This is a genomic window from Terriglobia bacterium (genome assembly GCA_036496425.1).
Taxonomy (GTDB): Bacteria; Acidobacteriota; Terriglobia; order 20CM-2-55-15; family 20CM-2-55-15; genus 20CM-2-55-15.
Window position 1 is genome coordinate 1 of the sequence record DASXLG010000153.1, and the last position, 25,292, is coordinate 25,292.

Consider the following 25,292-nt stretch of genomic DNA (forward strand, 5'->3'; position numbering starts at 1 on the left):
CGGACACGGGGGAAGGACACAACAGCGCGGCGGCCGCGATCGAAAAAGCGGCCACGTCTGCCGGAATCCAAGCCAAGATCCGAAAGCCTCTTGAAGAGTCGACGAGCGTGAACCGCTCGCTCGCCAACCTTTACAACACTTTGCTGCGGCACCGCCCTCAATGGATGAGCGGGTATTTTCAGCTGATCAATACGCTGCGGCCGAATCAAAATGGGTTTGCTTACTCGAAAGTCCGGCGGTATCTCGGACGATTTATCGAATCGGAGGATCCGGACGTCGTATTGTCCGTTCACCCGATGATGAACCACTTCATCCAGAGGTATATCAAGGACAGGCAGCTGGGGATTCCCTGTTACACGTTTCTCACCGATCCTTTTCCTCCATTCTGGCGGGGATGGAGTTCCCCATACGTGGACCGTTATTTTGTGCCTACGGATGAGGCTCTTCAGGCGCTGACAGCCAGCGGAATCCCGGCCTGGCGGATCGAGCGGGTACCGATGGCGGTGAGACCGCAATTCGTGCCTGCGACCATGACCGAGATTCAGGATTTCAGGAGCGCACTCAAACTCGATGACGCGGGCATCATCCTCATTAATGGCGGCGCCCGCGGCGGCGGTCCGCTGCGGCAGATTTATAAAACAGTTCGTGCGGCGGCGCCGGACGCCAATATCCTGATGATTTGCGGCAGAAACGGCCGGTTGCGGCGGCGCATCGAGCGGATGCAGGATAGAAAAACCCGTACATTTGGTTTCCTTGATGACATTCACCGGTACATCGGAGCAGCCGACCTGGTTGTCACCAAGCCCGGCGCACTCTCTGCGTATGAGGCGCTTGCCTGCAGCGTTCCTGTCTTGTTCACCAGCCTGGGTTGCCTGATGCCGCAGGAATCCGGGCTATTCAATGCAGCGGTTCATTACGATTTCGGGTTTGCCGCAAAAACTCTCGACCAGGTTGAAGGCATCGTCCGGAAGGGGCCTGGAGAATGGAATCGCAAGCGTGAGTCGATCGGACAATTCTATCGATCCGCTTCCGCAGGCCAATTGATTGAAAGGATTCAACCGGTCGATGTCGAAGCCTAAAAAGATTTTCATAACCGGCGCCACCGGTTTTCTTGGCAGCCATCTTACAGCGCGTCTACTGGAGATCGGGCATCATGTGACGGCTCTTGCCCGGGGTTCGAAAAATACCTCGGCCGAAACACGAGTAAAGGATGTTTTACACGACGTTGGAACTTCACGCTTCGACCAGCTCAGCGTTCTTGAAGGGGACATCTCCCTTCCGGACCTTGGATTGAGTGAAGCTTCAAGGAAGCCGATCATCGCCTCGACCGACGAGACCTGGCATTGCGCGGCTTCGTTGTCGTTTCAACCGGAGGACCGTGACGAGATTTTTCGAATGAACGTCGGCGGCACACGTCATGTACTTGATTTCGTCAAGCAAACGCCAACGCGCCGGCTTCAGCACGTCAGTACGGCATATATTGCAGGCAATCGCCCGGACGTCGCGCTCGAAACGGAGATCGATGTCGGTCAGGGTTTTAAGAATCCGTACGAGGAATCCAAGTGTCAGGCAGAGTTGCTGATTGCCGCCGAAAACAAGCAGGCAGCGATCGTTGCTTCAATTTACCGGCCCAGCATTGTTATTGGTGATTCACGATCGGGCCGGGCGACGCATTTCCACGGTGTATATGCGTTCATTCGCGCGCTCTGGTCCGCAATTGAGCGGCTGCGGCGCCGCAAGCCGGAAGCCGGACTGGTTCATTTGCCGCTCAGGGTTCTGGGAGCCGAAGCCCAGACGCTGAACTTCGTTCCGATCGATTACGTCGTGAATGGAATGATCGGGATTTCCGAAAAATCCTGCAGCGTGGGAGGTACCTTCCACCTTGCAAATCCCATCCCTACGGAAAACCGCCTCTGGCTTCCAAACGTTTGCCGGGTCATCGGAGTCGAAGGCATTCGTCTGGTTGGAGAAAAGTCTTTCCTGAAAACCCCGATGACCAAATTGGAGGCGCTCTTTCAAAAGCAGATGGCGTTCTATTACCAGTATCTGCAGGGCGAGCCGCGATTCGATTGCCGAAGGGCTGTCGAAGCCTTGAGCAGTTCAGGCGTCGAGTGTCCGCGCATGACCGTCGAGTTGATCGATAAGATGGTCGGCTGGTATGTCAATGCGTTAAATGCGAAAGCCGTCTAGCCGCAGATTATGCGGATTACGCGGAATGTCCGGGTGGTAGCGGAGTACATCTTCGAATCACCCTGAATTCACGTGTTATTATTTGCAGGACATGCGCAAGATTGCCGTCGTAGACGACAACGCCGACAACCGTTTGATCATTCGGACGATTCTGGAGGATCAATACGAAATCATCGAATATGCCAGTGGAATCGAGGCCATAGGAGGCTTCAGAAAGAACAAACCCGATGTCGTGATTCTGGACATTTCCCTCCCGGAGATGGATGGAACCGAGATTCTCCGCCGCATTAGAGATGACGCCGATTTGCATGACCTGCCTGTAATTGCCCTCACCGCACACGCAATGGTCGGTGACCGGGAGAAATACCTTGCCGCCGGCTTCAACGACTATGTCGCCAAACCCATTCTGGATATGAGCGTTCTGTTCTCCACTATTGAACGCTGGGTCGCTCATTAGATTGGCGCTGGATGTGCTCTGCCCGCTGTATGGGGCGGAACCCGATTCGCGTTCTACTGGTTGAAGATGAGGAAACCGATTACCTGCTGACTCGCAGGAAGCTTTCCGACATTGAAAAGCAATCCTACGACCTCGAATGGGCGGATTCCTGGGGAGCGGGTATCGAGGCCGTCCGGCGCTGCGCGCACGACGTATGTCTGCTTGATTACAGAATCGGTGGCGGCGACGGGCTCGAGTTGTTGAAAGAATCCCGCCATATCGGCTGCAAGGCTCCGGTTATCCTTCTGACGGGAATCGGTGACCACCGGCTCGACGTCGAAGCCATGGAACTTGGCGCGGCAGATTTTCTGGTCAAAGACAGAATCACCCCGGAACTGCTCGAACGTTCCATCCGGTACTCCATGGCTCAAGCGGAAACGCTGGATGAAGTACAGCGCCAGCGCGACGAGTTGAGAGCCTCCGAGTTGCGCTTTCGCTCCGTCGTACAAACCGCCGCCGATGGGATCATTCTTGCAGATGACGCCGGAAATATCGTCGGATGGAACAGAGGCGCTGAAATCATCTTCGGGTATTCGGAGGACGAAATCCTCGGCGCGAGACTGGACAGATTGATGCCGGGGTCGTACAGGGAAGCGCACCTGGCGGGATTCGAGCGGTTTCGCGTGACCGGAAGGTCTCACATCGTCGGAAAGACGATGGAATTCGAGGGCCTCCGCAAAGACGGAAATGTTTTTCCCCTCGAATTGTCGCTGGCTCTGTGGAGAAGCGGGACGCGCACCATGTTTACCGGTATCGTTCGGGATATCAGCGAGCGAAAGAAAACCGAAGAGCTCAGCCGTGCGAAAGAAGCTGCGGAAGAGGCGAACCTCGCGAAAAGCAGTTTCGTTGCAAGAATGAGTCATGAGCTCAGGACGCCGCTGCACGCCATTATCGGCTTTACGAATCTCATGTTGCAGAACGCTGCCGGCTATCTCTCCTTGCAGGATCAGGATTTTCTGCAGCGGATCCTTCTGAACGCGAAAGACCAGTTGCGGCTGATCAACGGTGTTCTGGACTTGTCGAAGGTGGAAGCCGGCAGAATGGATTTGCAGGTCGACGAGATTGCGGTCGAGGCGCTGATCAGCGATGTTGTGAAACAATTTGATGGAGAACAGCGGAACCCCAAGGTTGAACTCATCATGCGATTGCCAAAGGCGAGCGCTCCGCTGCGGACGGATGCCGCAAGGCTGAAGCAGATTCTGGTAAACCTTATCGACAACGCATTGAAGTTCACTCCGCAGGGAGCGGTTATCGTCGAAATGACCGTTAGTCCGCTTGATCACAGGCCCCTTCGCATCGATGTCACCGATACGGGTATAGGCATTCCACGAGAACGAATTGGCGATATTTTTGAGCCATTCCATCAATTGGAGGATTCGCAGCGCCTGCTTCAGGGCAGCGGTCTTGGCCTTTCCATCTGCCGCTCCCTTTGTGAGTTGATGCGGTATCGGCTTGAAGTGCACAGCGACCCGGGCTCGGGATCCACCTTCAGCATCATCTTCGAAGCAGGCGTGCAAGAACTGCCTCTTACCGCATAAATCCCCCAAAACGAGGTAACTTGGGATGCACATAGTGGTGCCGAAGGCCCTATTCGCCCGGGGTAGCGGCGACTCAGTGGAATGCGCCATCTCATGTAGGACATCCGATGACAGCCGGCATGTATCATTAGAACCATAGACTTACTTCGGAGTCCACGCCAACTTCCTCGAATGACACAACTTGGAACTCCCATTGCACTTGAAGTCGCAACCCCGCGGCACGTGTGGTGTCTAGGCAGTGCACGGACCGGGAACTACCGAGAAAGTGGAGGGTAGGCAAGTAAATGAGTAAGCGATCAATTCTAGTGGTGGACGACGATCAGAGCGTGCGTAGTTATCTGTCCGATTTCCTCAGTTCGTGCGGGTACACCGTCGAATGTGCGGAAAGCGGGGATCAGGCGGTCGCGCGTCTTTCAGCCGGTTACGTTCCTTCACTCATCGTGCTGGACATTGTGATGCCCGGTATCAACGGTATCGAAGTGTTGGAAAACGTCAAGAGAATCAATTCAACCATTCCCGTCATCATTCTGTCCGCCGGCGGGCAGACAAAAACGGTCGTCGAGGCGATGAAAGTGGGCGCCTCCGATTTTCTGGTGAAGCCCTTTGAGGAGCAGGAGTTGGAGCTTGCGATCGAAAACGTACTCGAAAAGCAGAAGCTCAAGGAGGAAGTGAAGAACCTCAAGCGCCAGCTTGATTCCTACGTCGATGCGGGCGACATTCTATCCACGAATCCAAAGCTGCTGCGGATCAAAGAAATCGCGAAACAGGTCGCTGATACGGACGTTCCGGTGCTGATCACGGGTGAATCCGGTGTCGGTAAGGAAGTCCTGGCGCGGTTTGTCCATACCCATTCGTCACGGCATGACAAACCGTTCGTGAAGGTGAACTGCGCCGCGCTGCCCAATGAGTTGCTGGAGTCCGAGCTGTTCGGCTACGAACGCGGCGCCTTTACGGGGGCCTTGAACGACAAGCCGGGCAAATTCGAACTTGCCGACAAGGGAACCCTGCTGCTGGACGAAATCGGCGAGATGACTCCGCACCTGCAGGCCAAATTGCTGCATGTGCTTCAAGACTGTGAATATTCGCGCCTCGGAGGCAAGCGCACGGTGCGCGTCGATGCGAGGGTACTCGCTTCCACAAACGTCAATCTCGAAGAGAACGTCGCAAACGGCAAATTCCGCGAGGACCTTTACTTCAGGCTCAACGTGATCCGCGTCGACATACCTCCGCTGCGCGAGCGCCGTGAAGACATCCCGGTGCTGTGTAACTATTTCCTGTGCCGCTATCGCGACCGTTACAAGAGTTCCGTCGAAGAAATCTCTCCCTCATTGATGGACTCGTTTCTTCGCTACGACTGGCCGGGAAATGTCCGGCAACTTGAGAATGCGATAAAGCGCTATCTGATCCTTCCGGATATGAATATGAACCTTTCGGAACTGAAGGAACAATCGCAAGCCGGGGCAGCCGTGGCGGTTCCCATCAAACCGAAGGAAGACAGCATGTCTCTGAAGGACGTCGGGACCCGGGCGGCCGAAACTGCGGAGAAGGAACTTGTCCTGCGCGTTCTGGAAGAAACCAGCTGGAACCGCAAACAGGCTGCGCGCCGTCTCAATATCTGCTACAAGGCGCTGCTGAACAAACTCAAGCGCTGGCAGATCGATAATCGCCACAGCATCCAAAGCTCACTGACTAAGCCGGCTCAACAGGGCAGGGACTTCCAGCCGCTGCCTTTCTGAATAACTCCGGTAATCCCTTTAAGCCGCAGGTCATCGGGCCTGCGGCTTAAGCATTTTTTGAAGTATGTACCGTTGTTCCGAAGTAGAACGTCCATTCACACTACATACCGCTTAACCCATTGAAATCACGCGATTACAGACTGGCAACGTTTGTGCATCCTTGCTTACGACATCCAAATAGGAGTTGTAATGAGATTCACCATCCTGTCAGCGCTCATCGTTGTACTCGCCGGATTCATGCCCGCGGCATATGCCCAGCAGCACACCGACACTAATGCCATTCCACACGCGTACGGCGATTCCGAGTTCCGGCTTGGACCCGATGACGTCATCGAAGTGTCCGTATACCAGGATAAGGAACTCGACAGGACGGTGCCGGTGCGGCCGGATGGAAAGATTTCACTGCCTCTGATCGGGGAAATGCTTGCGAGCGGCAAGACGGCCCCCGATCTTCAAAAGGAGATCGCGCAGAGACTGAAGCAGTACATTGCCGACCCCGCCGTTACGGTCGTCGTGAAGGAAGTGAACAGCCCGAAAGTATCGGTTCTGGGTGAAGTGAAAAACCCCGGCATGTACAAGATCAGAGACCGTGCCACGCTGTTGGACGCGATCGCCATGGCCGGCGGTACGACGGAGTATGCCAAGAAAAACAAAATCGTCGTCATCCGGGCAGACTCGAACGGAGTCCCTCATCAGTTCAAGCTGAGCATCGACGACCAGATCAAGGGGCGGCGGGTCGACCCGTTCTACCTCCTGCCCTACGACAAAATTATTATCCAGTAGCCTTCGACCGGAGCGCCAAAGGAACGTATGAAGAAACTGTTAGTCATAGTCTGTCTGTTCTGTCCCGTCTGGGTATTCGCGCAACAGGGTCAAACAGGCCTCAATGGATTTTCGTTTGTGGCGCCGCTGCAGATTTCCGGCGGCGAAGACCACGGTTTTCTTGTGGATCGCACAGATCCAAACGAGCGGTTGCTGGTGCTTTCACTGCCGCCCAGCGTTCAGGTAGGGGCGCCAAACATCAAGCCGCTTCGGCTCGACGACAACATAATGGTCCTGACGCTGCCGAAGATGGCATTTCAGAACGATTCGAAACGCCATGAATTTCTGGCTACCTGGTCGCCGGAGGTTGAGCTCTTTCAACACAACTCCGACCAGAACGCGCTGAATCACCAGGCGGTCGGAACGTTTACATATTTCTTCGCCAGAAATCTCGAGGTCTCTGCCGGCGACACATACAAATCGTCGCGTGATCCGGCGAGGACACTGGAAAACGTCTTTCTTCTTCTGCCGCGGAGCCCGTATACGGAAAACGACATCAGGGCGAACATTGAGTTTCAGCCGAACGCCGTGACGTCTTTCGGCGCCCGGTACGACAACGACCATACGAATTTCGGTCAGACTGACCCGTTTCAGTCACACTTCCTCGATTCGATCTCGCAGGGCTATTCGTTCCTTGCAACGCGGATGCTGAGCCGAACGCAGCGGCTGCGCGGCACCTATTCGATTTTTAGAATCGCCCCGATCGATCACCATGCGACAGGTGAGGATCAGGTCGATGCCAGCTACGCCTTTGAAAGGCCGATACACAGCGGAATTCTGGAATACAGAGTCACCCCCACTCCGGGCACAGTCCTGGAGTTCACCGGCGGAGTGATCAAAATGGATACGGGACTCAACTATACATTCACTCTCAGCGGAGATAAACGGCTGGGCACATTCTGGTGGGTGGGCGGCGGCTACTCGCGTGCGCTTTCGTTCCAGGCTGGTTCTTCAACAGCATTTGCCTCTGGCCTCGCCAGCAACGGATTCTTCGACGTCGTCACGCTACGGTTTAAAGGCCAACCGACACGGCGCACGGCCATTACATTCGCTACGACTATGTCACGCGAGGTATCGAGTCCGCTTGTGAATGCGACCGAGGGCTTGATGGCGCGCACGCGTTTCGATTATCGGGTCTCGGATCGCGAGGTGCTGTTTGCGAGCCTGGAAAACTTTTACCAGAACGAAAACGCTTATGTCGGGACGCCGCTCTCGAGAGACCGCTTCACGGTGGGCATCCAGATTTCGCTTTCGAGCGAAACGGATCGGCGCCTGAATCACTACAACGAGGATTCACAGTACGTCGCCTTGACGGATCACCAGCGTCGTCAGTCGACGCCCCAGCAGTAGGAGGATCAATGGCCAGCACCGCAGGTAATTCATTGTCGATTTTTTCACTACTTGACGCGCTGCGGCGTCGCAAGATTTTCGTCATCATACCGACGGTCCTGCTGACCGCCGGGTTCGCCGTCTTCGCGCATTACCAGCATGACCGCTATAAGGCGACTGCCGTCATCGCGGCGGAGCAGACCACGCCGCCGGAATATCTCCGGTACCTTGAGCCCCCGCCTTTGGACATCAGAGACCACCTGTTTACAGTGCGCGAGGTGTTATTGAGTGATCCCGTCATACAGGCGGCTGCAAAGGCTACAAAGAAATACGGCCATACAGCAGGCGATCTGACGCCTCAGCAGATCGAAGAGTTCCGGCAGGAACTCACTTCACAAACGGATTTCATCAAAATCGAAAACGAGCACACATTCACGCTGACCTATGACTCGGGCGACCGGTATGAAGCAATGAATGTGGCGAATAAGCTTGCGGAAGTGTTTGTGAGGGACGCTTCGGCCAAGCACGAACAAAAGACCAACGATGCCTCGAAAGTCATCGACGACCAGCTCTCGGCTTTAACAAAGCACATCGAAGGTGAGAGCAAACAGATCCACGATTACAAAACAACCGCTGTGCACGCTCTCCCCGACCATCTGGATGACAATATTCACGCGGTTGATAACGCAAAAGATCAGATCCAGGACCGCCAGACGAAGATCACTGATGAAGAGGCGAAGAAGGCCTCCATTGAAGATCAACTTAAAGACCTTGAAGCCAAGGGTGTCCTGGATCAACCCATGATCCATGAGAAGACGCCAAACGAAGTGAAACTCGATGAACTGCGGATCCAACTGGCGCAACTTCAAACGCGCTATACGGCCGATCACCCTGAAGTAAAGGAAACAAAACGGCAGATCTCCGAACTGGAGAACGCCGTTGCATCCGCGCCGCAGAAAGGCCGGAGCGAACCCAGCGCAAACTACCTCAAGTATTCGGAATTGAAAGCAGACCTGGAAGGCTCCGAGCAGCGTATTGCCGGATACAAGAACGATATCCAGCATTTGACCACTCAAATGGAAACGTACAACAGCCGGCTGGAGTCAACTCCGCAGCACGAAAAAGTAATTGAAGACATGAACCGCGAACTCAACCTCGGCGAAAAACAAATGTATGCATTGCTCGATAAGAAGCTCGATAACAGCATGGCGAAAGGTTACGAGCAGTCTCAGGCTGGAATCGCTTTCGCCGTGTCGGAGCCGGCGCCCCTGCCGGGTGCCCCTTACAGCCCGCAGCGCGCCCGGTTGCTCCTGATGGGCCTGGCGGCAGGCCTTGGGCTCGGCCTCGTCCTGGCTTTCGTGCTGGAGCAGAACGATACGACTTTTGGAACCGTCGACGATTTTCAGGCATTTACGACCCTGCCCATTTCGGGTGTGGTACCGAATATTGCGCCGGCGAAAAAAGGCCAGAAGGCCCTCAATCCCATCGTGACCGTTCAGGATCCCGACTCTGTTGCCGCTGAACAATATCGGATTCTTGCCATGAAGGTGCAGCAACAATGCGACGCTTCGCGATCGAAAGTCGTGATGGTGACGAGCGCGGCAGGTGGAGAAGGCAAGTCTCTCACCGCGATTAATCTGGCAGCGGCGCTTTCCGCAAGCACAGACGAGCCGGTGCTCCTTATCGACGCGGATATGCGAAAGCCGCGGGTGGCCGATTATCTGAGACTGATCGTCGGCGCCGAGAAGGGATTTCACGATCTGCTCGTCCATGCGGATGCTGATCCAGGCAGGTACGTCCATCGGATCAAAAACCTGTTCGTCATTCCCGGCGGGGTTGCCCAGGCCAATCCTGTTGCGGCTTTGTCGTCGCCGAAGGCACGTGTGCTGTTCGACAAGCTGAAGAGCGGCTTTGCCTACGTCATCGTCGACGCGCCGCCGGTGCTGCCGATCGCGGACAGCCACCTTCTCGCCGGCCTGGTCGACAAGGTTCTTTTCGTCGTGCGGGCGAGACAAACGCCGCGTGAACTGTTCCAGCATGCGTTGGAGGGCTTCGACGCGGCCAATCTCCTGGGCGCAGTGCTGAATGACGTCGACTACCAACGCAGCCGCTATGCGTACGCGTACGAGTATTACAAGAAGACAGCATGATCAAGGTGTGGCTTTACTCGATTGCATCCTTCTTTTCGCTCGCCGTGCTTCTGGCGGCGCGGCACTTCGGCGGCGGGACGCATCTGCAATTCATGGGTGAAAGCCTGGGTCTGGTAATCGTGCTCTTGTCATGTCAGATCTGCTTTCACCTGAATGGAGTCGACGAACTTCTGGTCGATTCCAAGCCCCAGGTGTTCATTCAGTCGATACTGAAGTCTGCCGGCTCCGGCTTTGTCATTGCTGCGCTGCTCTTTTATATCTTTCCCAGACTTTCTCCCGGGTATGCCGCTGCAGCGGCATCCGCCTGCTTTTTGATGTTTGGCATCGTTGTCATGCGACCGATCGTACGCTCGCTGGCGAAAAGCGGCGACCCGGAAAGCACTGTCATCGTCGGTTCTGAGACCATGGCGCGCAAGTTGTACAGCGAAATTGTAGATGAGGGGGGAGCGGGCAGCCTTCGTGTCCTGGATTATGCCGATCTCAACCCGTTGTCTCAGAGGGAGGCTATTTCACGGATCGTTGTGGCAGACCCTGAAATCCGGCAGGAAAGCGACGCCGCGAAGACACTGATCGATCTGAAGCTGCGAGGCATCCGGGTCGAGAGCGCCGTCGAATCCTTCGAGCGTGCCAGCCGCAAGATCTGGATTGAAGGGTTATCGCCGGAGCGATTGATCTTTGCAAAGGGCTTCTGTCCTTCGAAGGGATACCTGTTTGTGAAGCGTGTTCTGGACATCGCATTATCGGTTGCGCTCCTGACCGTGACGGCGCCGCTGATGGCGATGATTGCGGCCGTCATCAAACTGGAAAGTCCGGGAGCAGCAATCTTCAGTCAGGAACGCGTCGGCCTGATGGGACGCCGCTTCATCGTCTACAAGTTTCGCTCGATGCGGCAGGACGCAGAACGTCATACCGGGCCGACCTGGGCGACGGAAAACGACGACCGGGTCACAAGAGTCGGCACAATTTTGCGGAAGGCCAGACTCGACGAGCTGCCGCAAATATGGAACGTCTTGCGCGGAGATATGAGCTTTATCGGGCCACGCCCGGAGCGGCCGTATTTCGTGGATATCCTCAAAGGCAAAATCCGCTATTACGACCTCCGCCATTATGTAAAGCCGGGCATTACGGGCTGGGCTCAGGTGATGTATCCGTATGGCGCATCTATCGAGGATTCGCATCACAAGCTCGAATACGACCTCTACTACGCAAAGAACAACTCGTTGAAGCTGGACTGCTTGATTCTGCTCAAGACTGTTGGTGTGGTCCTGAAGGGTGAGGGAAGATGAAAATCGTCGGTATCGGCGGCGGTACTGGCCTTCCGGTGCTTCTCTCTGGCCTGCGGGAAATACGGCAGATGGGACCGTCTCAGATCGACATCACGGCAATCGTTACGGTCTCGGACAGCGGCGGGTCGACCGGCGCGCTTCGTAAAGCCTTCGATATGCCGGCAATGGGTGACATCCGGAAGTGCTTGATTGCTCTTGCGCCGGAGCGCGCGGTACTAACCTCGGTCTGCGAGCACCGGTTCGATAATCCGGAATCATTTGCCGGACATTCGCTCGGTAATCTGATCCTGTCCGCACTGTATCAAATGTCGGGTAACTTCGCCGCGGCTGTCCGGCTGGCATCGGACCTGATGGAACTCCAGGGGAAAGTCCTTCCTTCGACGGACCAGCCCGTTACGCTTTGCGCCCTTTACGAAGACGACCGGATCGTGCGCGGCGAATCCAACATTCCTCGACCGGGCCGGCGCATCCGGCGTGTCTGGTTCGATGTGCAGAACCCGCCTCCGGCTCCAGGCGTAATCGAGGCGTTGAGAGAAGCGGACGCCATTGTTCTGGGCCCGGGCAGTCTTTACACCAGCATTGTGCCGAACCTTCTCGTCGCGGGAGTGGTCGACGCGATACAGAGTTCCACCGCGATCAAAATCTATGTCAGCAATCTGATGACACAGGCCGGTGAGACCGATGGGTATTCCGCAACGGACCATGTGAGCGCGCTGCTGGAGTATCTACCCGCAATCGATGTGTGTGTGATGAATTCTTCGGGCATCGGCACGGGAGTTGCAGAACGGTATTTCATGTCGGGATCCGAAATGGTTGCAGGCAGGCCGCTGGACGAAGACGGTATGCGCAGGAAGGGCGTCCTTCCTGTTGCGGCGCCCCTTTTGAAGGCCGGTCAAGTCAAAGCGCGGCATGATCCCGCGACTCTGGCCCGGCTGGTTGTATCACTCGCGCGCGGCTTTGCCGGCGCGCATGAACTTATATGTGCGTAGGGAATGGGAGGTAACATGTGCGGAATCGTCGGCTATATCGGTTCCCGGGAAGTGTCCAGCGTCCTTGTTGACGGATTGAAGCGGCTGGAATATCGCGGCTATGACTCATGCGGCATCGCGATCATGGAGGAAGGAACCCCGAATGTCATCCGCTCCGTCGGCCGGATCGGCACTCTTGAAGAAAAGATAAAGGCGTCCGATAAGGGTGACGGCTCTGTTAAATGCGGCATCGGACACACCCGCTGGGCCACGCACGGGCGTCCGAGCGAGACAAACTCCCATCCCCACCGGGACTGTACGGGCCGCTTCTACGTGGCGCACAACGGCATCATCGAAAATTATCTCTACCTCAAGCATCGCCTGATTGCCGAGGGCCACAAATTTCAGAGCGAGACCGATACCGAGGTTCTTCCTCACCTGATCGAGAGCTACTACGAAGGCGATCTTGAAACGGCGGTTCGCCGTGCTCTGAAGGACGTTGAAGGCGTCTACGGCATCGCCGTCGTTTCTACTGAAGGCGGCGGCAATAAAATCCTGGCTGCGCGCAACGGCCCGCCGCTCGTTGTCGGCGTCGGTTCAGGGGAATATTTCATTGCATCGGACGTTCCCGCGCTGCTGCCTTATACGCGGGACATGGTGTTTCTGAGAGACGGCGAGATCGCGATCATCAATCACGATGGAGTTCGAATCAAGGACATCGACGGCAAGTGCGCGTGCCGCGAGCCGGAAACCATAACCTGGACCGCCGAGATGGCGGAAAAAGAAGGCTATGCCCACTTCATGCTCAAAGAGATTCACGAGCAGCCGCGAGCCATTCGCGACACCCTGCTATGCCGGGTGGCAGCCGACGACTCGCTCACGCTCGCCGCGGAGCTGGGGAATCCCGCAATCCTTAAGGAAGCGGAGCGGGTCACCATCGTTGCGATGGGAACCTCGCTGCATGCGGCTCAGGTCGGTAAGTTCCTGATCGAATCCCTGGCCCGCGTTCCTGTCGAGGTCGACAACGGATCCGAATTCCGCTACAGAGATCCGATCGTCGGCCCTAAACATCTGGTCATCGGAATCAGCCAGTCCGGCGAAACCGCGGATACCCTGGCCGCCATGAAGGAGGCGCGGGACAAGGGCGCCTACCTGATGTCCATCTGCAATGTGGTGGGAAGCCAGGCGGCACGCCAGTCGGACAGTGTCATTTACACGCATGCCGGCCCCGAAATCGGCGTCGCCTCGACCAAGGCGTTCACGACCCAGCTGGTGGCCCTTTACCTTCTTGGACTTCAACTGGCGCAGTCGCGCGGAACGCTGTCGAAGCATGAAATAGAGCGGCATGTCCGCCAGCTGCGCGACGTGCCCGACCAGATCAACAAGCTGCTTGATCAAAGCCAGGGGATTGCCGGGCTGGCCGAGAAGTTCTGGAAGTATCGCGATTTCCTGTATCTCGGCAGGGGAATCCAATATCCCGTCGCCTTAGAAGGAGCGCTCAAGCTCAAAGAGATTTCATATATCCATGCCGAAGGTTACGCCGCCGGTGAAATGAAACATGGCCCGATCGCCTTGATCGACGCGGAAATGCCGGTCTTTGTTCTGGCGGCACAGGACGCCGTTTATCGGAAAACGATGGGTAATATCGAAGAGGTAAAAGTCCGGGACGGCATTGTGATCGCTGTCGCCACGGAAGGCGATCATGAGATCGCCGGAAAGGCGGATTACACAATCTATATTCCGGACGCCGATCCCCTCATCAATCCGATTTTATCCGCCATACCTCTACAACTGTTTGCATATCACGTGGCTGCCTTACGCGGATGCGATGTCGATAAACCGCGCAATCTGGCCAAGAGTGTGACTGTGGAATAGTGAGCGGCTGCGAACGCAAGCCCGGCGCGAAGCGCAAACGCGATAGCGTGCAGCCGGGAACAAAGCCGCAGCCATCAAGAAATAGGAGCCACCATCATGAGCACGATTATTGAAAACGATGTGACCGTCAAAACCGATGCCTATCTCGAGCTGGAGGAGAAGATAAAGACGAAGACCGCAAGGTTCGGAGTCATTGGTCTTGGGTATGTCGGCCTGCCGCTGGGATTGACGCTCAGTGACGCGGGCTTTAACGTCACTGGAATCGATATCGATACCAATCGGGTCGACGCCATCACCGCAGGCCGATCCTACATCACGGATATCGGCGACAGGCAATTGCAGAAAGCCATCTCGGAAAAAAGGTTTCACGCGACAACCGATCTCTCCGAAATCCGCAATCTCGACGCGGTCAGCATCTGCGTTCCTACGCCATTGCGGAAAACGAAAGATCCGGACATGTCCTATATCATCTCCGCTGCCGATGCCATCGCGAAAGAGTTGAGGCCGGGACAACTGATCATCCTGGAAAGCACGACGTATCCCGGCACGACAGAAGAACTCGTCCTGCCGGCGCTCGAGGCCGGCGGCCTGCGCGTTGGACAGGATTTCTTTCTGGCCTTCTCGCCGGAACGCGTCGACCCGGGTAACGGCAAATACGCGACAAAAGACATTCCCAAAGTTGTCGGCGGTACGACGCCCCGCTGCGCGGACCTGGCCGCGATGCTTTACGGCTCCGCGATGAAGCAGATCGTTCCGGTCACTTCGACACGCGTGGCTGAAATGGTCAAGTTGCTTGAAAATACGTTTCGCAGCGTCAACATTGCGCTGGCGAACGAAATCGCATTGATGTGTTCGCACATGAAGATCGATGTGTGGGAAGTCATCAAGGGCGCGGCTTCGAAACCCTTCGGGTTTATGCCTTTCTATCCCGGACCGGGACTGGGAGGACATTGCATCCCGATCGATCCGCTGTATCTGGAATGGAAGTCGAAAATCGACGGCTTCGAGTCGAGATTCATCGGACTGGCCGACAAAGTCAACAGCGGAATGCCTCGTTTTGTCGTTACCCGCGCCATGGAACTTCTGAATGAACGCGGTAAGGCGATGCGTGGATCGAAGGTGCATGTTCTCGGCGTGACCTACAAGAAGGACATCAGCGACAGCCGGGAATCTCCGGCGCTGGAAGTCATCAAGCTGCTGGCCGGCCTGGGCGCGGAGGTGTCGTACAGCGACCCTTACGTTTCTTCGCTTCGGCTTGACGGCCGCAGCATCGATGCCGTCCGGCCGAGCCGGGAGGTCCTGGCCGGGTGCGACCTGGCAATGATCATTACGAACCACACTGCATTCGACTATGCCGAGATCCTGCGGAACGCCCCCGTGGTGTTCGACACGCGGAACGCCACGGAGGGCATGAAGGCGAACAATCTGGTGAGGTTATAAGTTACAGGTGCTGCAAGCTATCTTCTGGCTCAGCTTTTTCTTCGTGTTTTACGTGTACTTCGGATATCCGGCCGTGCTGCTGATCTGGAGACGATTGGCCGCGCGGCCGGTCCGCAAGAAGTACTGGGAACCCGGCGTGAGCATCGTCATAGCGGCTCACAATGAAAGGGCGGGCATTGCAAAGAAGCTGGAGAACTGCCTTTCTCTGCGCTATCCCAGACAGAAGCTTCAAATCATCGTCTCGTTGGATGGCCCTACGGATGGCTCCGAATTCCTGGTCTGGAAGTATGCCTCGCGCGGCGTCGAGATGGTGCACTCGAAGCAGCATACCGGTAAGGCCGGAGCTTTAAACCGCGCCATGCGGCGGGCAACCGGCGAGATTGTGGTTTTTGCCGACGTGCGGCAGAGGTTCGATCGTGATGCCGTTCGTGAGCTGGCCGCGAATTTTGTCGACCCGCAGGTTGGCGCCGTGAGTGGCGAGTTGTTGCTGATGGATGAGGCGGAGCAGCAGTCCACAACGGACGTGGGTCTGTATTGGCGGTATGAAAAGACGCTTCGTTCCATTGAGAGCGAGGTTCATTCGATTGCCGGCGCGACCGGCGCCATCTATGCCATACGCCGAGAGCTGTACGAGGATTTACCGGAGGACGCGCTGCTCGATGATGTCTTGACCCCGCTTCGAATCGTGCTGAAAGGGAAGCGAACCGTGTTCGACGCGGACGCTAAAGCGTACGACGTCGTGGCTTGTTGTCCCCTTGCAGAGTACGGGCGCAAGGTGCGGACTCTGGCGGGAAACTACCAGTTGTTAAGCCAGCTGCCGGCCGCGCTGACTCCCTGGAGAAATCCGATCTTCGTCCAGTTTATCTCGCATAAAGTGGGGCGGCTGCTCGTGCCCTGGGCGCTGCTGGCGCTGTTTGTATCGAATGCCTTCATGGTCCACGGCTTCTACGCGTTGACATTTTCAATGCAGGCGGCCTGGTACGTCTGTGCCGGCGCCGGGTATCTGCTTTCGAAGCGAGAAATCGCCGCGCCGGTTCTTATCCCGGAGGAAGGTAAGCGGGCGGCATGAGGCGGATGCTCTCACTACCGTATACGTTTGTTCTCATGAACTGGGCGGCGGTTGCCGGTTTGTACTACTTCATTACTGGAAAGAAGGACGTTTGGTCGAAGAGCAAGTCCTCGCACATACACAACAGGACATAGCCAGCGCCGGCCTTTCGGTTGAAGTGGTAAGGGGTCTGGATCGCTTCAATGCCCTGGCGCCGGAGTGGGACAGGCTGGTCGAAAGATGCGGCGCCGATCGCGTATTCCTGTCGCATAACTGGTTTCGCACGTGGTGGGAATCGTTCGGGCAGGGCAACGAATTGCACGTCATGATGGTCCGCGCCCGCGGAGAGCTTGCCGCAGTCGCTCCATTGATGAAGACGCGGGCTACCATCTATGGCTTAAAGCTGAACGCAATTCAGGCGATTTACAATCCGCACACACCGCGCTACGACTTTATCGCCGCAGGCGATCCGGATCCGCGCCTGTATCGCGCCATCTGGAATGAACTGGCAGCCAGCGGAGAACCCGACGCGGTTATTCTGACTCATATTCCGAAGAACTCGCCAACCATCTGCAGGATGGAGGCGCTCGGCAGAGAAGCCGGATGGCTGACCGGGCAATGGGCGGCGCCACCGTCGCCCTTCATCCCGCTGGCGGAGGGCTACGGGGCGTTCTTCGAGCAGCTGAAGAACGGCGCTCAGTACAATTTGAGCAAACGTTACGCACGCCTGCGGAGAAAGGGTCCGGTCGAGGTCGAAATCATCCGCAGTCCGGCGGAAGTGGACCAGGCGCTCGCCGACGGCTTCCGTATTGAAGCTGCGGCCTGGAAGGGTGTGGAAGGAACTGCCATTACCTCTGATCCGACCGTTGCGGAGTTCTATACGCGGCTGGCCAGGAGAGAGGCGAAGCTCGGCCGGCTCCGGCTTGCCTTCCTCCGTTTCTGCGGAAAACGCATTGCCTTCAATTATCTGTTGCGCAGCGGAACAAAGCTGTATGGCGTGAAAATCGGCTACGACCCCGAGTACCACATGTATTCTCCCGGCAACATGCTGCTGAATCTTCTTCTTCAGCAGGCCTGCGCGGAAGGTGTCGAGCAGTACGATTTCCTTGGCGGGGATGACGAATGGAAATTTGAATGGACGAATGAAAAGCTCGACCACCGCTGGCTGTTTCTGTTCAGAAACCGACCGTCCATGCGCCTCCTTCACTACCTGAAATTCAGCCTTGTGCCGGCAGTCAAGCCACGATTGAAAAGCATATACACATGAAAATCGAAACCATTCGAAGTTCGGAGGAATTTTTTGGATTGCGCGGCGCATGGAACGAATTGCTGGCGTCCAGCGCGTCGAACGGCGTATTCCTGACCCACGAATGGCTGGCTTCCTGGTGGAAACATCTAGCGGAAGGCCGCCGTTTGTCGATCCTTGTCGCGCGCGACAATGAACGGTTGACCGGCATCCTGCCGCTCGCCGAGCGGCAGGCCGACTACGCCAGGATGATGCCCCGGACACTGGAATTTCTAGGCAGCGGTGTGATCGGTTCCGATTATCTCGATGCCATTATCGAACCAGGCCGCGAGGATGAGGTCAATACTGCGTTCGCAGACTATTTCCATAGCCGCGGGTTGATGCTTCAGCTCAGCCAGCTTCGGACGGGAAGCTGCCTGGTTTCAAGCCTGGCGAAGTCATTAACGGCTTGCGGCTGGGCGGCATCAGATACGAAATTGAACATCTGCCCCTACATCGATCTGCAGGGCAAGACCTGGGAAACATTTCTGAGCGGAATCGGCCCGAATATTCGCAAGAACCTGAACCGGTATCTGCGTCTCCTTCCGAAGAATTTCGAGATGCGCGTGGACTGCGCTCGCATGCCGAAGGAAGCGGCCGCCGCGCTCGATATCGTGATCGACTTGCATCGCAAGAGGTGGGAGGCTGCCGGAACCTCGGAGGCGTTTCAGACGCCGGCGGTGAACGCCTTTCATCATGACTTCGCCCGGCTTGCGGCAGAGCGGGGGTGGCTGCGAATCCTCCTCGTATGGCTGAACGGCCGGCCCGCCGCGTCGTTGTACGGACTCCTGTATGGGCAGAAGTTTTATTTTTACCAGTCGGGCTTCGATCCGGAGTTCAGCAAGCATAGCGTCGGCGTCGCAGTCATGGGGCTCGCGATCAAAACAGCCATCGACGAAGGCGCACTCGAGTACGACTTCCTCCATGGAGATGAAGAATACAAGTTCCACTGGGCTACCGCGACGCGCGGCCTGGGCCGTATCGAGTTGTATCCTCCCGGCGCCGGAGCGCGGATTTACAGGCATGCGATTCATCTCAATCGAGCCGCCAGACGCGTGGCACGGCGAGTGCTTAGTAACGCTTGATGCGTTTTCTGCGTTCTGTCGGAAAAACCTGTTATGCGTCGGTATATAACGTTACGCGCACCGTGGGCCGCCGGGGCGCGCCTTCCGGCGCGCCTTTTATCATCTGCTATCACCGCGTGGTCGAGGATTTCGAGGAAAGCGCAAAGACCGCGATTCCCTCGATGCTGGTCAGCGCCAGGATGCTGGAACGGCACATCGACTGGCTCGCGCGGCGATTCTCAATCGTCTCCCTGGACGATGTTGGGCGTCACCTAGAGTCCGGCCACTCCGCTCGAAAACCTATTGCCGCCATCACATTCGACGATGGCTACGCCGACGTCTTTCACCATGGGTTCCCCCTGCTGAAGCGTAAGGGAATACCCGCTGCCGTCTTTGTTGTCACCGATCTTGCCGGAACCGGCAGGCCTCAGATCTTCGACCGCCTCTATCTTTCGTTGCGGCTGGCCGGATCCCGCGGGTTGCCGCTCAGGGAAACAGTCAACGCTGCAATCCGGGCTGCGGGTGTGGAAGGAGCCGGCGTCAGCGCAGCTCCTGCTGCCGGCGATGAGGCGTTTCGAGTAATGACGGTGTTGTTGAACCGCTTTCCAGGGGAATCGGTGGAACGCATCATGGCGGAACTCTCAGGCGGATCTGCGATGGAAAAGGCGCTGGAGGAATCCGGTCCGCTTACCTGGGAAATGATCGAAACGATGCACAAGAGTGGCATCACGATCGGGTCGCATACGAAGTCGCACACACTGCTGACCAGCGAAAGCCTTGCGGAAGCGGCGTCGCAGCTTACCGGATCGAAGCAAACGATCGAGTCCCGGTTGAGAGCGCCGGTCCGGCATTTCGCATATCCGGATGGACGCTTCAATCCCCTCGTAGTGCAAGCCGTGCGCTCGGCCGGTTACCAGTTCGCGTACGGCATCTGCCGGCAGCGCGATCCCGGGTTCCCGTTGCTGACGATATCCCGAAAAGTCCTCTGGGAGCGGGCCAGTCTGAACCTGTGGGGAGGCTTCTCCTCATCCATCATGAATTGCCACGCACATGGGGCATTCGATCCCGAAGATCGCTGTGAGCACGATCATTCCTCAAGCGAGCCAGGTGAAAATTAATGGAACGATCAATTGAATATCCGTTAACTGGGGTCCGCCGGCAGCAATGGATACGTCAGGCGGAGCCGGTGGCCGTCGATACCGGCGGTCCGAAAACCGCATTCAAACTTCTGATCCTGTTTCTGCTTGTTCTTTATTCGAACGTTTCCGTCATTTTTAAACTCGATGCCTTCCGGCCCGCCCTGCTGATTGCCGTCGCCGCTCTCACCATGATGGTTATCGAACTCGGCCAGCTGCGGCAGTCGTTCAAGCTGATGTGGCCGCAGAGCGCAATGGTGCTCGCATTTTTCGGGGCCTGCATTATTTCGACGCCGACGGCATTCTGGGTAGGCCATGCCGTGGACCAGACGATCGATGTCGGCAAAATCGTACTCGTGTACATCCTTCTGGAAAACGTCATCACTTCGGAAGACCGCCTCCGGAAGGTGCTGTTCACGCTGGTGATCGGCGGGATATTTCCAGCCGTCGGAACAATCGATCACTACAAGGAAGGCATCCTGGTCGAGCATTCCCGCGCCGCCTGGCGCGGTATTTTCGGGAATCCCAATGAAGTGGCTTATGCGCTGATCATCCTGGTTCCGATTGCGCTGACACTCGCCAGCAAATCCGGATGGTTTGTGCGCGTGGGTCTGTGGTTGATCCTCGCAGTCTATATGCTCGCGATCTTCCTGACGTTTTCTCGCGGAGGCTTGCTGGCGCTGTTTGCCGTGGTTGCCCTGATGGGCTGGAAACAGAAGTCCGCGCTGATCCGGATCGGCCTGGCCGCGGGTATGGTCGGCGGTCTGGTCGTGATCGCCATGTTCTGGACCCGGAGTTCCGGTGGTTTCAGCAATATCAAGCAGGACGGCTCGGTTCAGGAACGCATGGTGACTCTCGAAGCCGGAATGAGAATGTTTCTGCGGAATCCGCTGCTGGGTGTCGGGCCGGGCGACTCGAGCGTTGCCTATGCGCTTTACGCCGGCAGAGATGCGGACTGCGGCTGCCACGACCAACTCGTGGTTCACAACGCATACATTCAGGCCCTGGCCGAGGTTGGCATTTTGGGATCCGTTCCTTTTCTGCTCTTCATCTTCGTTTCACTATATCAGGCCTGGAAGCTGGGATCGGGGCCGCTGGGTCCGTACGCCACTGCCCTGGAGCTGGCCATGTGGGGCCTCGTCCTCTGTTTTATCTCGGGCGGATTTATTTACACGTGGTGGCCTTACATCCTGGTGGGAGTGATCGCCGCCACCAGGCGAATTTCCGATTCAATGCCAGCGGAGGGCGCGCATGCCGTCTGACGATTCAACGTTCAAGCCTGCATTCAAGTTGATGGCCGGACGGGTTGCGGCCTTCGGGATCACGTTCCTGACCCCCGTTCTGCTCGTACGTGTGTTCTCGAAGGCCGAGTTCGGTACGTACAAGCAATTCATGTTGATTATGTACACGCTTTTTCTGATCGGCCAGTGCGGGCTCGCCGAATGCCTGTTTTATTTTCTGCCGAAGAAGCCGGAGCGCGGCGCATCGTATGCGCTGAATTCCGTCCTGATGCTCGGGATCAGCGGACTGCTGTGCTGGATCGGGTTATTGATCAGTCCCGGCCGTATCGCAAGCTGGATGAGCAATGCCGCACTGGCCCGGTATATACCGGTAATGGGCGCCTATCTCCTGTTCATGTTGATGGGGACCGTGCTTGAGATCTCAATGGTGGCCCGCAAGCGTTACAATCTCGCGGCAGCAACTTACGTTATATCCGATCTGTTGCGCGCCGTCGCTCTTGTCGTGCCGGCACTGATCACCAGAAGCCTGATGTGGGCTTTGGCCGGAAGCGTCGTATTCTTCTTCTTCCGCGTGTGCGCCATATTTGGATATTTCAGATCGGAGTTCAAGGGACGCCTGCACATGGACAAGGCGCTGCTGAAAGAACAATGGGCCTATGCTCTGCCGTTTTCGCTGTCGGTAATTGTTCAGGTCATTCAGCAGAATTATCATCAATACGCTGTCGCATTTCATTTCGATGCGGCCACATTCGCCATTTATTCGGTCGGCTGCTTGCAGATCCCGCTGGTTGATTTTATGGCCACGCCGGCATCGAACGTGATGATGGTCCGGATGACGGAAGAGCAGAGGGAAGGGCAGATCCGGAATCTGCTCCCGATCTGGCACGATACGACCAGAAAACTGGCTTTGCTGTTCTTTCCATTCGTCGGTTTGCTGGTCGTCAATGCCTACAGATTGATCACGTTGTTGTTCACGAAGTCGTATGCCGCAAGTGTTCCGCTATTCATGGTGTGGTGCCTGTCCATCATTCTGACGGCCTTTCAGACGGACGGTGTACTGCGGGTGTTCGCGGAAATGAAATTTCTGGTCGGTATCAATCTGGTTCGCCTCACGATTGTCCTTGTCATGATGAGCTGGTTTCTTTCGACATTCCAGTTGATGGGCGCGGTGATGATCACGCTCGTAGGCATGTTTGTGGCGAAGGTCATGGGTGTTGTCCGGATCAAGACGCTTTTGGAAAGCTCACTTGCCGAGATCCTTCCATGGAAGAATCTCGCCGGCATCCTGATGGCCGCGATGGTCGCCGCTGTGCCGGCCATCGTGTTGAACGCGAGACTCGCACTTCCGACCCTGGTCATGCTGCCGCTGTGCGGGATGGCATATGCCGCGACGTATGGGCTGATTGTCTGGATATTCGGACTTCTCGACGAAGGCGAAAAAGCCTCGGTGAAACGGATTCTGTACGTATGCAAACGGACTGTCGGATTAGCGGAGCCGGCGCCTGTTTTCAGGAAGGCTGTTTAGTGGTGGTCCGCAAGGGAGGAAACGGAAATGGAACCTAAGGTTGTGAATCAGGCTCTGACAGCGGAGGAACCCACGGCAGGCACTGTGGACGACTCGCCGTCGATGGTAGGCGAGTGGAAAGAGGCCGCCGACTAGGCAGGGGAGGGAAGGAACCACAAGAAGCACAAAAGCCGCAACCAAACGTTTTTAGCCGCAGATGACGCGGATGACGCAGATGGGGGCGCAAGAAGACGGCTTAGAATTCGCCTTCATCTGCGTCATCCGCGTCATCTGCGGCTAAAACAGTTTGGTTTCTTCCCCGTCTATCAGCGGCTCACTCGCCGGTTGATTTCGCGGCCCAGCCAGTCGCGGGCGGCCATCAGTTTTGCCGGATCCTGATCGTAGTCGTAGGTGTTGTGAAGCAGCCCGGTGATCCCGTCCGAGACTTCCTGATTACCCGCCAGCTTCGTCAGCAGGACGAGATACTCATAGTCCTCGAGCCCTTCCCGAATGAGTTTGAGGCGGATGCTTTCGATCGGAATCTGTTTCGTGCCGCCGATGACTTGAGGCCTGCCAGGGTAGAAGAGGGTTCCATCGCCGTTGCCGGCGTATACGTTGACGTCCTTCCATGGGTCGGGTTTCCGTGCGAAGGCTTCGTCCATGCTGTAATAAAGCTCGCCCTGCATACCGTATTTCCAGGTGAGCCACTCCATGATGCGATTGCGGACGGGCGCGTCGTCGATCATATAGCTCGGCCAGCCCCGGAAGTACTCGCCTCCGATGACGTCGCAGCCGTGGCTGCCACATGCCTGATACCACCACAACCGTTTGCCCTTTGTGAGCTCGGGCTGGTAAGCGGCTCGTTCCACCATGGGATTGCAGAAATCGTACTGATGGGGCTTCCGCTCGAAACAATTGATCGGCGGAGTCCAGATATCGATGAAATCGGACCAGTCTGAATGAAATGGCGCAGTAACCAGGTTCTGCAGCGCGGGGTCGGCCTTGTGCACCAATCGTCCAAGTTCGGCCATCGCGGGGTAGGAGTTCGCCTTCGGCTCATCCCACAGGTAGTCGATCAGGCGATCGAACCAGCCTTTTTCACGAAAATGCTGGGCAATCTGGCGCCAGAATTGGACCTGTTGCTCCGGCGTTTTTACCAGCGGGGGCGTGTGAATGGCAACGGAAGTGGCTTTAGCTCCGCTCAACGGCTCGTTCGATGAGAACACCATGCCGTTCATGAACGGCGCCATCACGCCGTCGTATTCATCCCAGTACAGCTGGACATTGCCGTTGACGATTTTGATGATGGGAAGGATGCTGGCGCTGCCGTCGAGAGTGATTCGATTCCAGAGCGCCGATTTCGCGTACAGATAGGTGATGTCGTCGACGTCCTTGTCTTCTTTATAACGCCCGTAATGTATCCGCTCCGCCGCATTGCCGCTGAATCCGAACGCCGTCGGCAGGCTTGAAGTGCTCGGCAATTGAAAGTTCCAGACTTCAAGTTCGACCGGCACCGTGATGGGAGTTTTGCCCGCCGCCGTCACTTGAACTTCACCTCGATACGTGCCTGCGGGAGTGGCCGGCGGGACGAAGACGTCGATCCAGATGGGCTGGGTGCGGCCGCTGGTCAACTTGAATGGGAAGGCATTGCGCTTTTCGTTCGCGAAGCGGTCGATGCGGGGAATCAACGGGTCCGGCCACTCACCCGTTCCACCGTCGAGGGATGATGGACGTGCCAGATCCAGATAACCTTCGAAATAGACCGTAATGTACTTCTCGGACGAGATCGTTTCCCGCGGACCACGGAGATCGGAGACCTGGACGTCGATTCCGTCCACATCCTGACCTTGAGCCCTCAGGACGAGCTGGAACGGTTCGAATTCATTGCGCGCCGCGTGGATTTTTGCGCCGTGAGTGGCATTCGGAGGTTCGCTAGCGGACGGGCGGATCTTTTCGAGGTCCCCCGTGGTCCACCATGTCAAGGCCGGCTGGGGAGCCGGTCTCAGAAAACTGAGCAACAGCGGTACCGTTGCAAGGGCAAGAAAAGACCATCGGCTCATCAGCATGACCACCTCGATCCTGGAAGAACGAGCAAGGCTCTTGCCAAACGGATCCGACAGGCGCCAAGGCAGCCGTTTCGATATTCGTCAGGGTTCGATGGCCACCGATCCATCCGGGCCTTCG

Annotated in this window: 19 protein-coding genes; 18 read left to right on the forward strand and 1 reads right to left on the reverse strand. The window is 56.7% G+C overall.

Annotated elements, in window-relative coordinates:
- The 18 genes from VGK48_10940 to VGK48_11025 form a co-directional block, all read left to right on the forward strand.
- The coding region (locus VGK48_10940; protein HEY2381682.1) for a glycosyltransferase at window positions 1-1,079 on the forward strand (1,079 nt) is incomplete at its 5' end.
- Complete coding sequence (locus tag VGK48_10945) at window positions 1,066-2,190, forward strand: SDR family oxidoreductase (protein HEY2381683.1); 1,125 nt, start codon at window positions 1,066-1,068, stop codon at window positions 2,188-2,190. The genes VGK48_10940 and VGK48_10945, both read left to right, overlap by 14 nt.
- A 91-nt stretch (window positions 2,191-2,281) precedes the next feature.
- On the forward strand, window positions 2,282-2,647 hold the full coding sequence (locus VGK48_10950) for a response regulator (GenBank protein HEY2381684.1): 366 nt from the start codon (window positions 2,282-2,284) through the stop codon (window positions 2,645-2,647).
- Between the two features lie 29 nt (window positions 2,648-2,676).
- On the forward strand, window positions 2,677-4,224 hold the full coding sequence (locus tag VGK48_10955) for a PAS domain S-box protein (GenBank protein ID HEY2381685.1): 1,548 nt from the start codon (window positions 2,677-2,679) through the stop codon (window positions 4,222-4,224).
- Between the two features lie 284 nt (window positions 4,225-4,508).
- Complete coding sequence (locus tag VGK48_10960) at window positions 4,509-5,960, forward strand: sigma-54 dependent transcriptional regulator (protein HEY2381686.1); 1,452 nt, start codon at window positions 4,509-4,511, stop codon at window positions 5,958-5,960.
- 189 nt (window positions 5,961-6,149) lie between these two features.
- Window positions 6,150-6,743: a polysaccharide biosynthesis/export family protein gene (locus tag VGK48_10965; protein ID HEY2381687.1), complete on the forward strand. Its 594-nt coding sequence runs from the start codon at window positions 6,150-6,152 to the stop codon at window positions 6,741-6,743.
- A gap of 27 nt (window positions 6,744-6,770) precedes the next feature.
- Window positions 6,771-8,132 (forward strand): hypothetical protein, encoded by a 1,362-nt coding sequence (locus VGK48_10970; GenBank protein HEY2381688.1) that lies wholly within the window; start codon window positions 6,771-6,773, stop codon window positions 8,130-8,132.
- An 8-nt stretch (window positions 8,133-8,140) separates the two neighbouring features.
- Window positions 8,141-10,261, forward strand: coding sequence for a polysaccharide biosynthesis tyrosine autokinase (locus VGK48_10975; GenBank protein ID HEY2381689.1), 2,121 nt, complete (start codon window positions 8,141-8,143; stop codon window positions 10,259-10,261).
- Window positions 10,258-11,547 (forward strand): sugar transferase, encoded by a 1,290-nt coding sequence (locus VGK48_10980; protein ID HEY2381690.1) that lies wholly within the window; start codon window positions 10,258-10,260, stop codon window positions 11,545-11,547. The genes VGK48_10975 and VGK48_10980 overlap by 4 nt, the downstream gene beginning before the upstream one ends.
- The gene (locus VGK48_10985; GenBank protein HEY2381691.1) at window positions 11,544-12,536 is read left to right on the forward strand and encodes a gluconeogenesis factor YvcK family protein; all 993 of its coding nucleotides are present in this window, start codon (window positions 11,544-11,546) and stop codon (window positions 12,534-12,536) included. Before VGK48_10980 ends, VGK48_10985 begins: the two co-directional genes overlap by 4 nt.
- Window positions 12,537-12,551: 15 nt before the next feature.
- On the forward strand, window positions 12,552-14,390 hold the full coding sequence (gene glmS, locus VGK48_10990; GenBank protein ID HEY2381692.1) for a glutamine--fructose-6-phosphate transaminase (isomerizing): 1,839 nt from the start codon (window positions 12,552-12,554) through the stop codon (window positions 14,388-14,390).
- Between the two features lie 96 nt (window positions 14,391-14,486).
- A complete protein-coding gene (locus tag VGK48_10995; protein ID HEY2381693.1) occupies window positions 14,487-15,830 on the forward strand; it encodes a nucleotide sugar dehydrogenase in 1,344 nt (447 codons plus the stop codon).
- Window positions 15,831-15,837: 7 nt separating this feature from the next.
- Window positions 15,838-16,899, forward strand: a complete 1,062-nt coding sequence (locus tag VGK48_11000) for a glycosyltransferase family 2 protein (GenBank protein HEY2381694.1) — start codon at window positions 15,838-15,840, stop codon at window positions 16,897-16,899.
- A 91-nt stretch (window positions 16,900-16,990) separates the two neighbouring features.
- Entirely contained in the window at window positions 16,991-18,145 is a 1,155-nt protein-coding gene (locus tag VGK48_11005) for a GNAT family N-acetyltransferase (protein ID HEY2381695.1), read from the forward strand.
- A complete protein-coding gene (locus tag VGK48_11010; GenBank protein HEY2381696.1) occupies window positions 18,142-19,248 on the forward strand; it encodes a GNAT family N-acetyltransferase in 1,107 nt (368 codons plus the stop codon). The genes VGK48_11005 and VGK48_11010 overlap by 4 nt, the downstream gene beginning before the upstream one ends.
- Window positions 19,248-20,345, forward strand: coding sequence for a polysaccharide deacetylase family protein (locus VGK48_11015; GenBank protein HEY2381697.1), 1,098 nt, complete (start codon window positions 19,248-19,250; stop codon window positions 20,343-20,345). The genes VGK48_11010 and VGK48_11015 overlap by 1 nt, the downstream gene beginning before the upstream one ends.
- Window positions 20,345-21,625, forward strand: a complete 1,281-nt coding sequence (locus VGK48_11020) for an O-antigen ligase family protein (protein ID HEY2381698.1) — start codon at window positions 20,345-20,347, stop codon at window positions 21,623-21,625. Before VGK48_11015 ends, VGK48_11020 begins: the two co-directional genes overlap by 1 nt.
- The gene (locus tag VGK48_11025; GenBank protein HEY2381699.1) at window positions 21,615-23,129 is read left to right on the forward strand and encodes an oligosaccharide flippase family protein; all 1,515 of its coding nucleotides are present in this window, start codon (window positions 21,615-21,617) and stop codon (window positions 23,127-23,129) included. The genes VGK48_11020 and VGK48_11025 overlap by 11 nt, the downstream gene beginning before the upstream one ends.
- Before the next feature lie 305 nt (window positions 23,130-23,434).
- On the opposite strand, the gene VGK48_11030 is transcribed toward VGK48_11025, so the two are convergent.
- The gene (locus VGK48_11030) at window positions 23,435-25,168 is read right to left on the reverse strand and encodes a glycoside hydrolase domain-containing protein (GenBank protein ID HEY2381700.1); all 1,734 of its coding nucleotides are present in this window, start codon (window positions 25,166-25,168) and stop codon (window positions 23,435-23,437) included.
- Between the last annotated feature and the right edge of the window lie 124 nt (window positions 25,169-25,292).

Bases quoted from the DNA above. Each gene is read 5' to 3' on its own strand.
- VGK48_11025 (HEY2381699.1), top strand. From the start codon at position 21,615: ATGCCGTCTGACGATTCAACGTTCAAGCCTGCATTCAAGTTGATGGCC.
- VGK48_11030 (HEY2381700.1), bottom strand. From the start codon at position 25,168: ATGAGCCGATGGTCTTTTCTTGCCCTTGCAACGGTACCGCTGTTGCTC.
- VGK48_10975 (HEY2381689.1), top strand. From the start codon at position 8,141: ATGGCCAGCACCGCAGGTAATTCATTGTCGATTTTTTCACTACTTGAC.
- VGK48_11010 (HEY2381696.1), top strand. From the start codon at position 18,142: ATGAAAATCGAAACCATTCGAAGTTCGGAGGAATTTTTTGGATTGCGC.
- VGK48_11015 (HEY2381697.1), top strand. From the start codon at position 19,248: ATGCGTTTTCTGCGTTCTGTCGGAAAAACCTGTTATGCGTCGGTATAT.
- VGK48_10955 (HEY2381685.1), top strand. From the start codon at position 2,677: ATGGGGCGGAACCCGATTCGCGTTCTACTGGTTGAAGATGAGGAAACC.
- VGK48_10995 (HEY2381693.1), top strand. From the start codon at position 14,487: ATGAGCACGATTATTGAAAACGATGTGACCGTCAAAACCGATGCCTAT.
- glmS (HEY2381692.1), top strand. From the start codon at position 12,552: ATGTGCGGAATCGTCGGCTATATCGGTTCCCGGGAAGTGTCCAGCGTC.
- VGK48_10965 (HEY2381687.1), top strand. From the start codon at position 6,150: ATGAGATTCACCATCCTGTCAGCGCTCATCGTTGTACTCGCCGGATTC.
- VGK48_10980 (HEY2381690.1), top strand. From the start codon at position 10,258: ATGATCAAGGTGTGGCTTTACTCGATTGCATCCTTCTTTTCGCTCGCC.
- VGK48_10960 (HEY2381686.1), top strand. From the start codon at position 4,509: ATGAGTAAGCGATCAATTCTAGTGGTGGACGACGATCAGAGCGTGCGT.
- VGK48_10950 (HEY2381684.1), top strand. From the start codon at position 2,282: ATGCGCAAGATTGCCGTCGTAGACGACAACGCCGACAACCGTTTGATC.
- VGK48_10985 (HEY2381691.1), top strand. From the start codon at position 11,544: ATGAAAATCGTCGGTATCGGCGGCGGTACTGGCCTTCCGGTGCTTCTC.
- VGK48_10970 (HEY2381688.1), top strand. From the start codon at position 6,771: ATGAAGAAACTGTTAGTCATAGTCTGTCTGTTCTGTCCCGTCTGGGTA.
- VGK48_10945 (HEY2381683.1), top strand. From the start codon at position 1,066: ATGTCGAAGCCTAAAAAGATTTTCATAACCGGCGCCACCGGTTTTCTT.
- VGK48_11020 (HEY2381698.1), top strand. From the start codon at position 20,345: ATGGAACGATCAATTGAATATCCGTTAACTGGGGTCCGCCGGCAGCAA.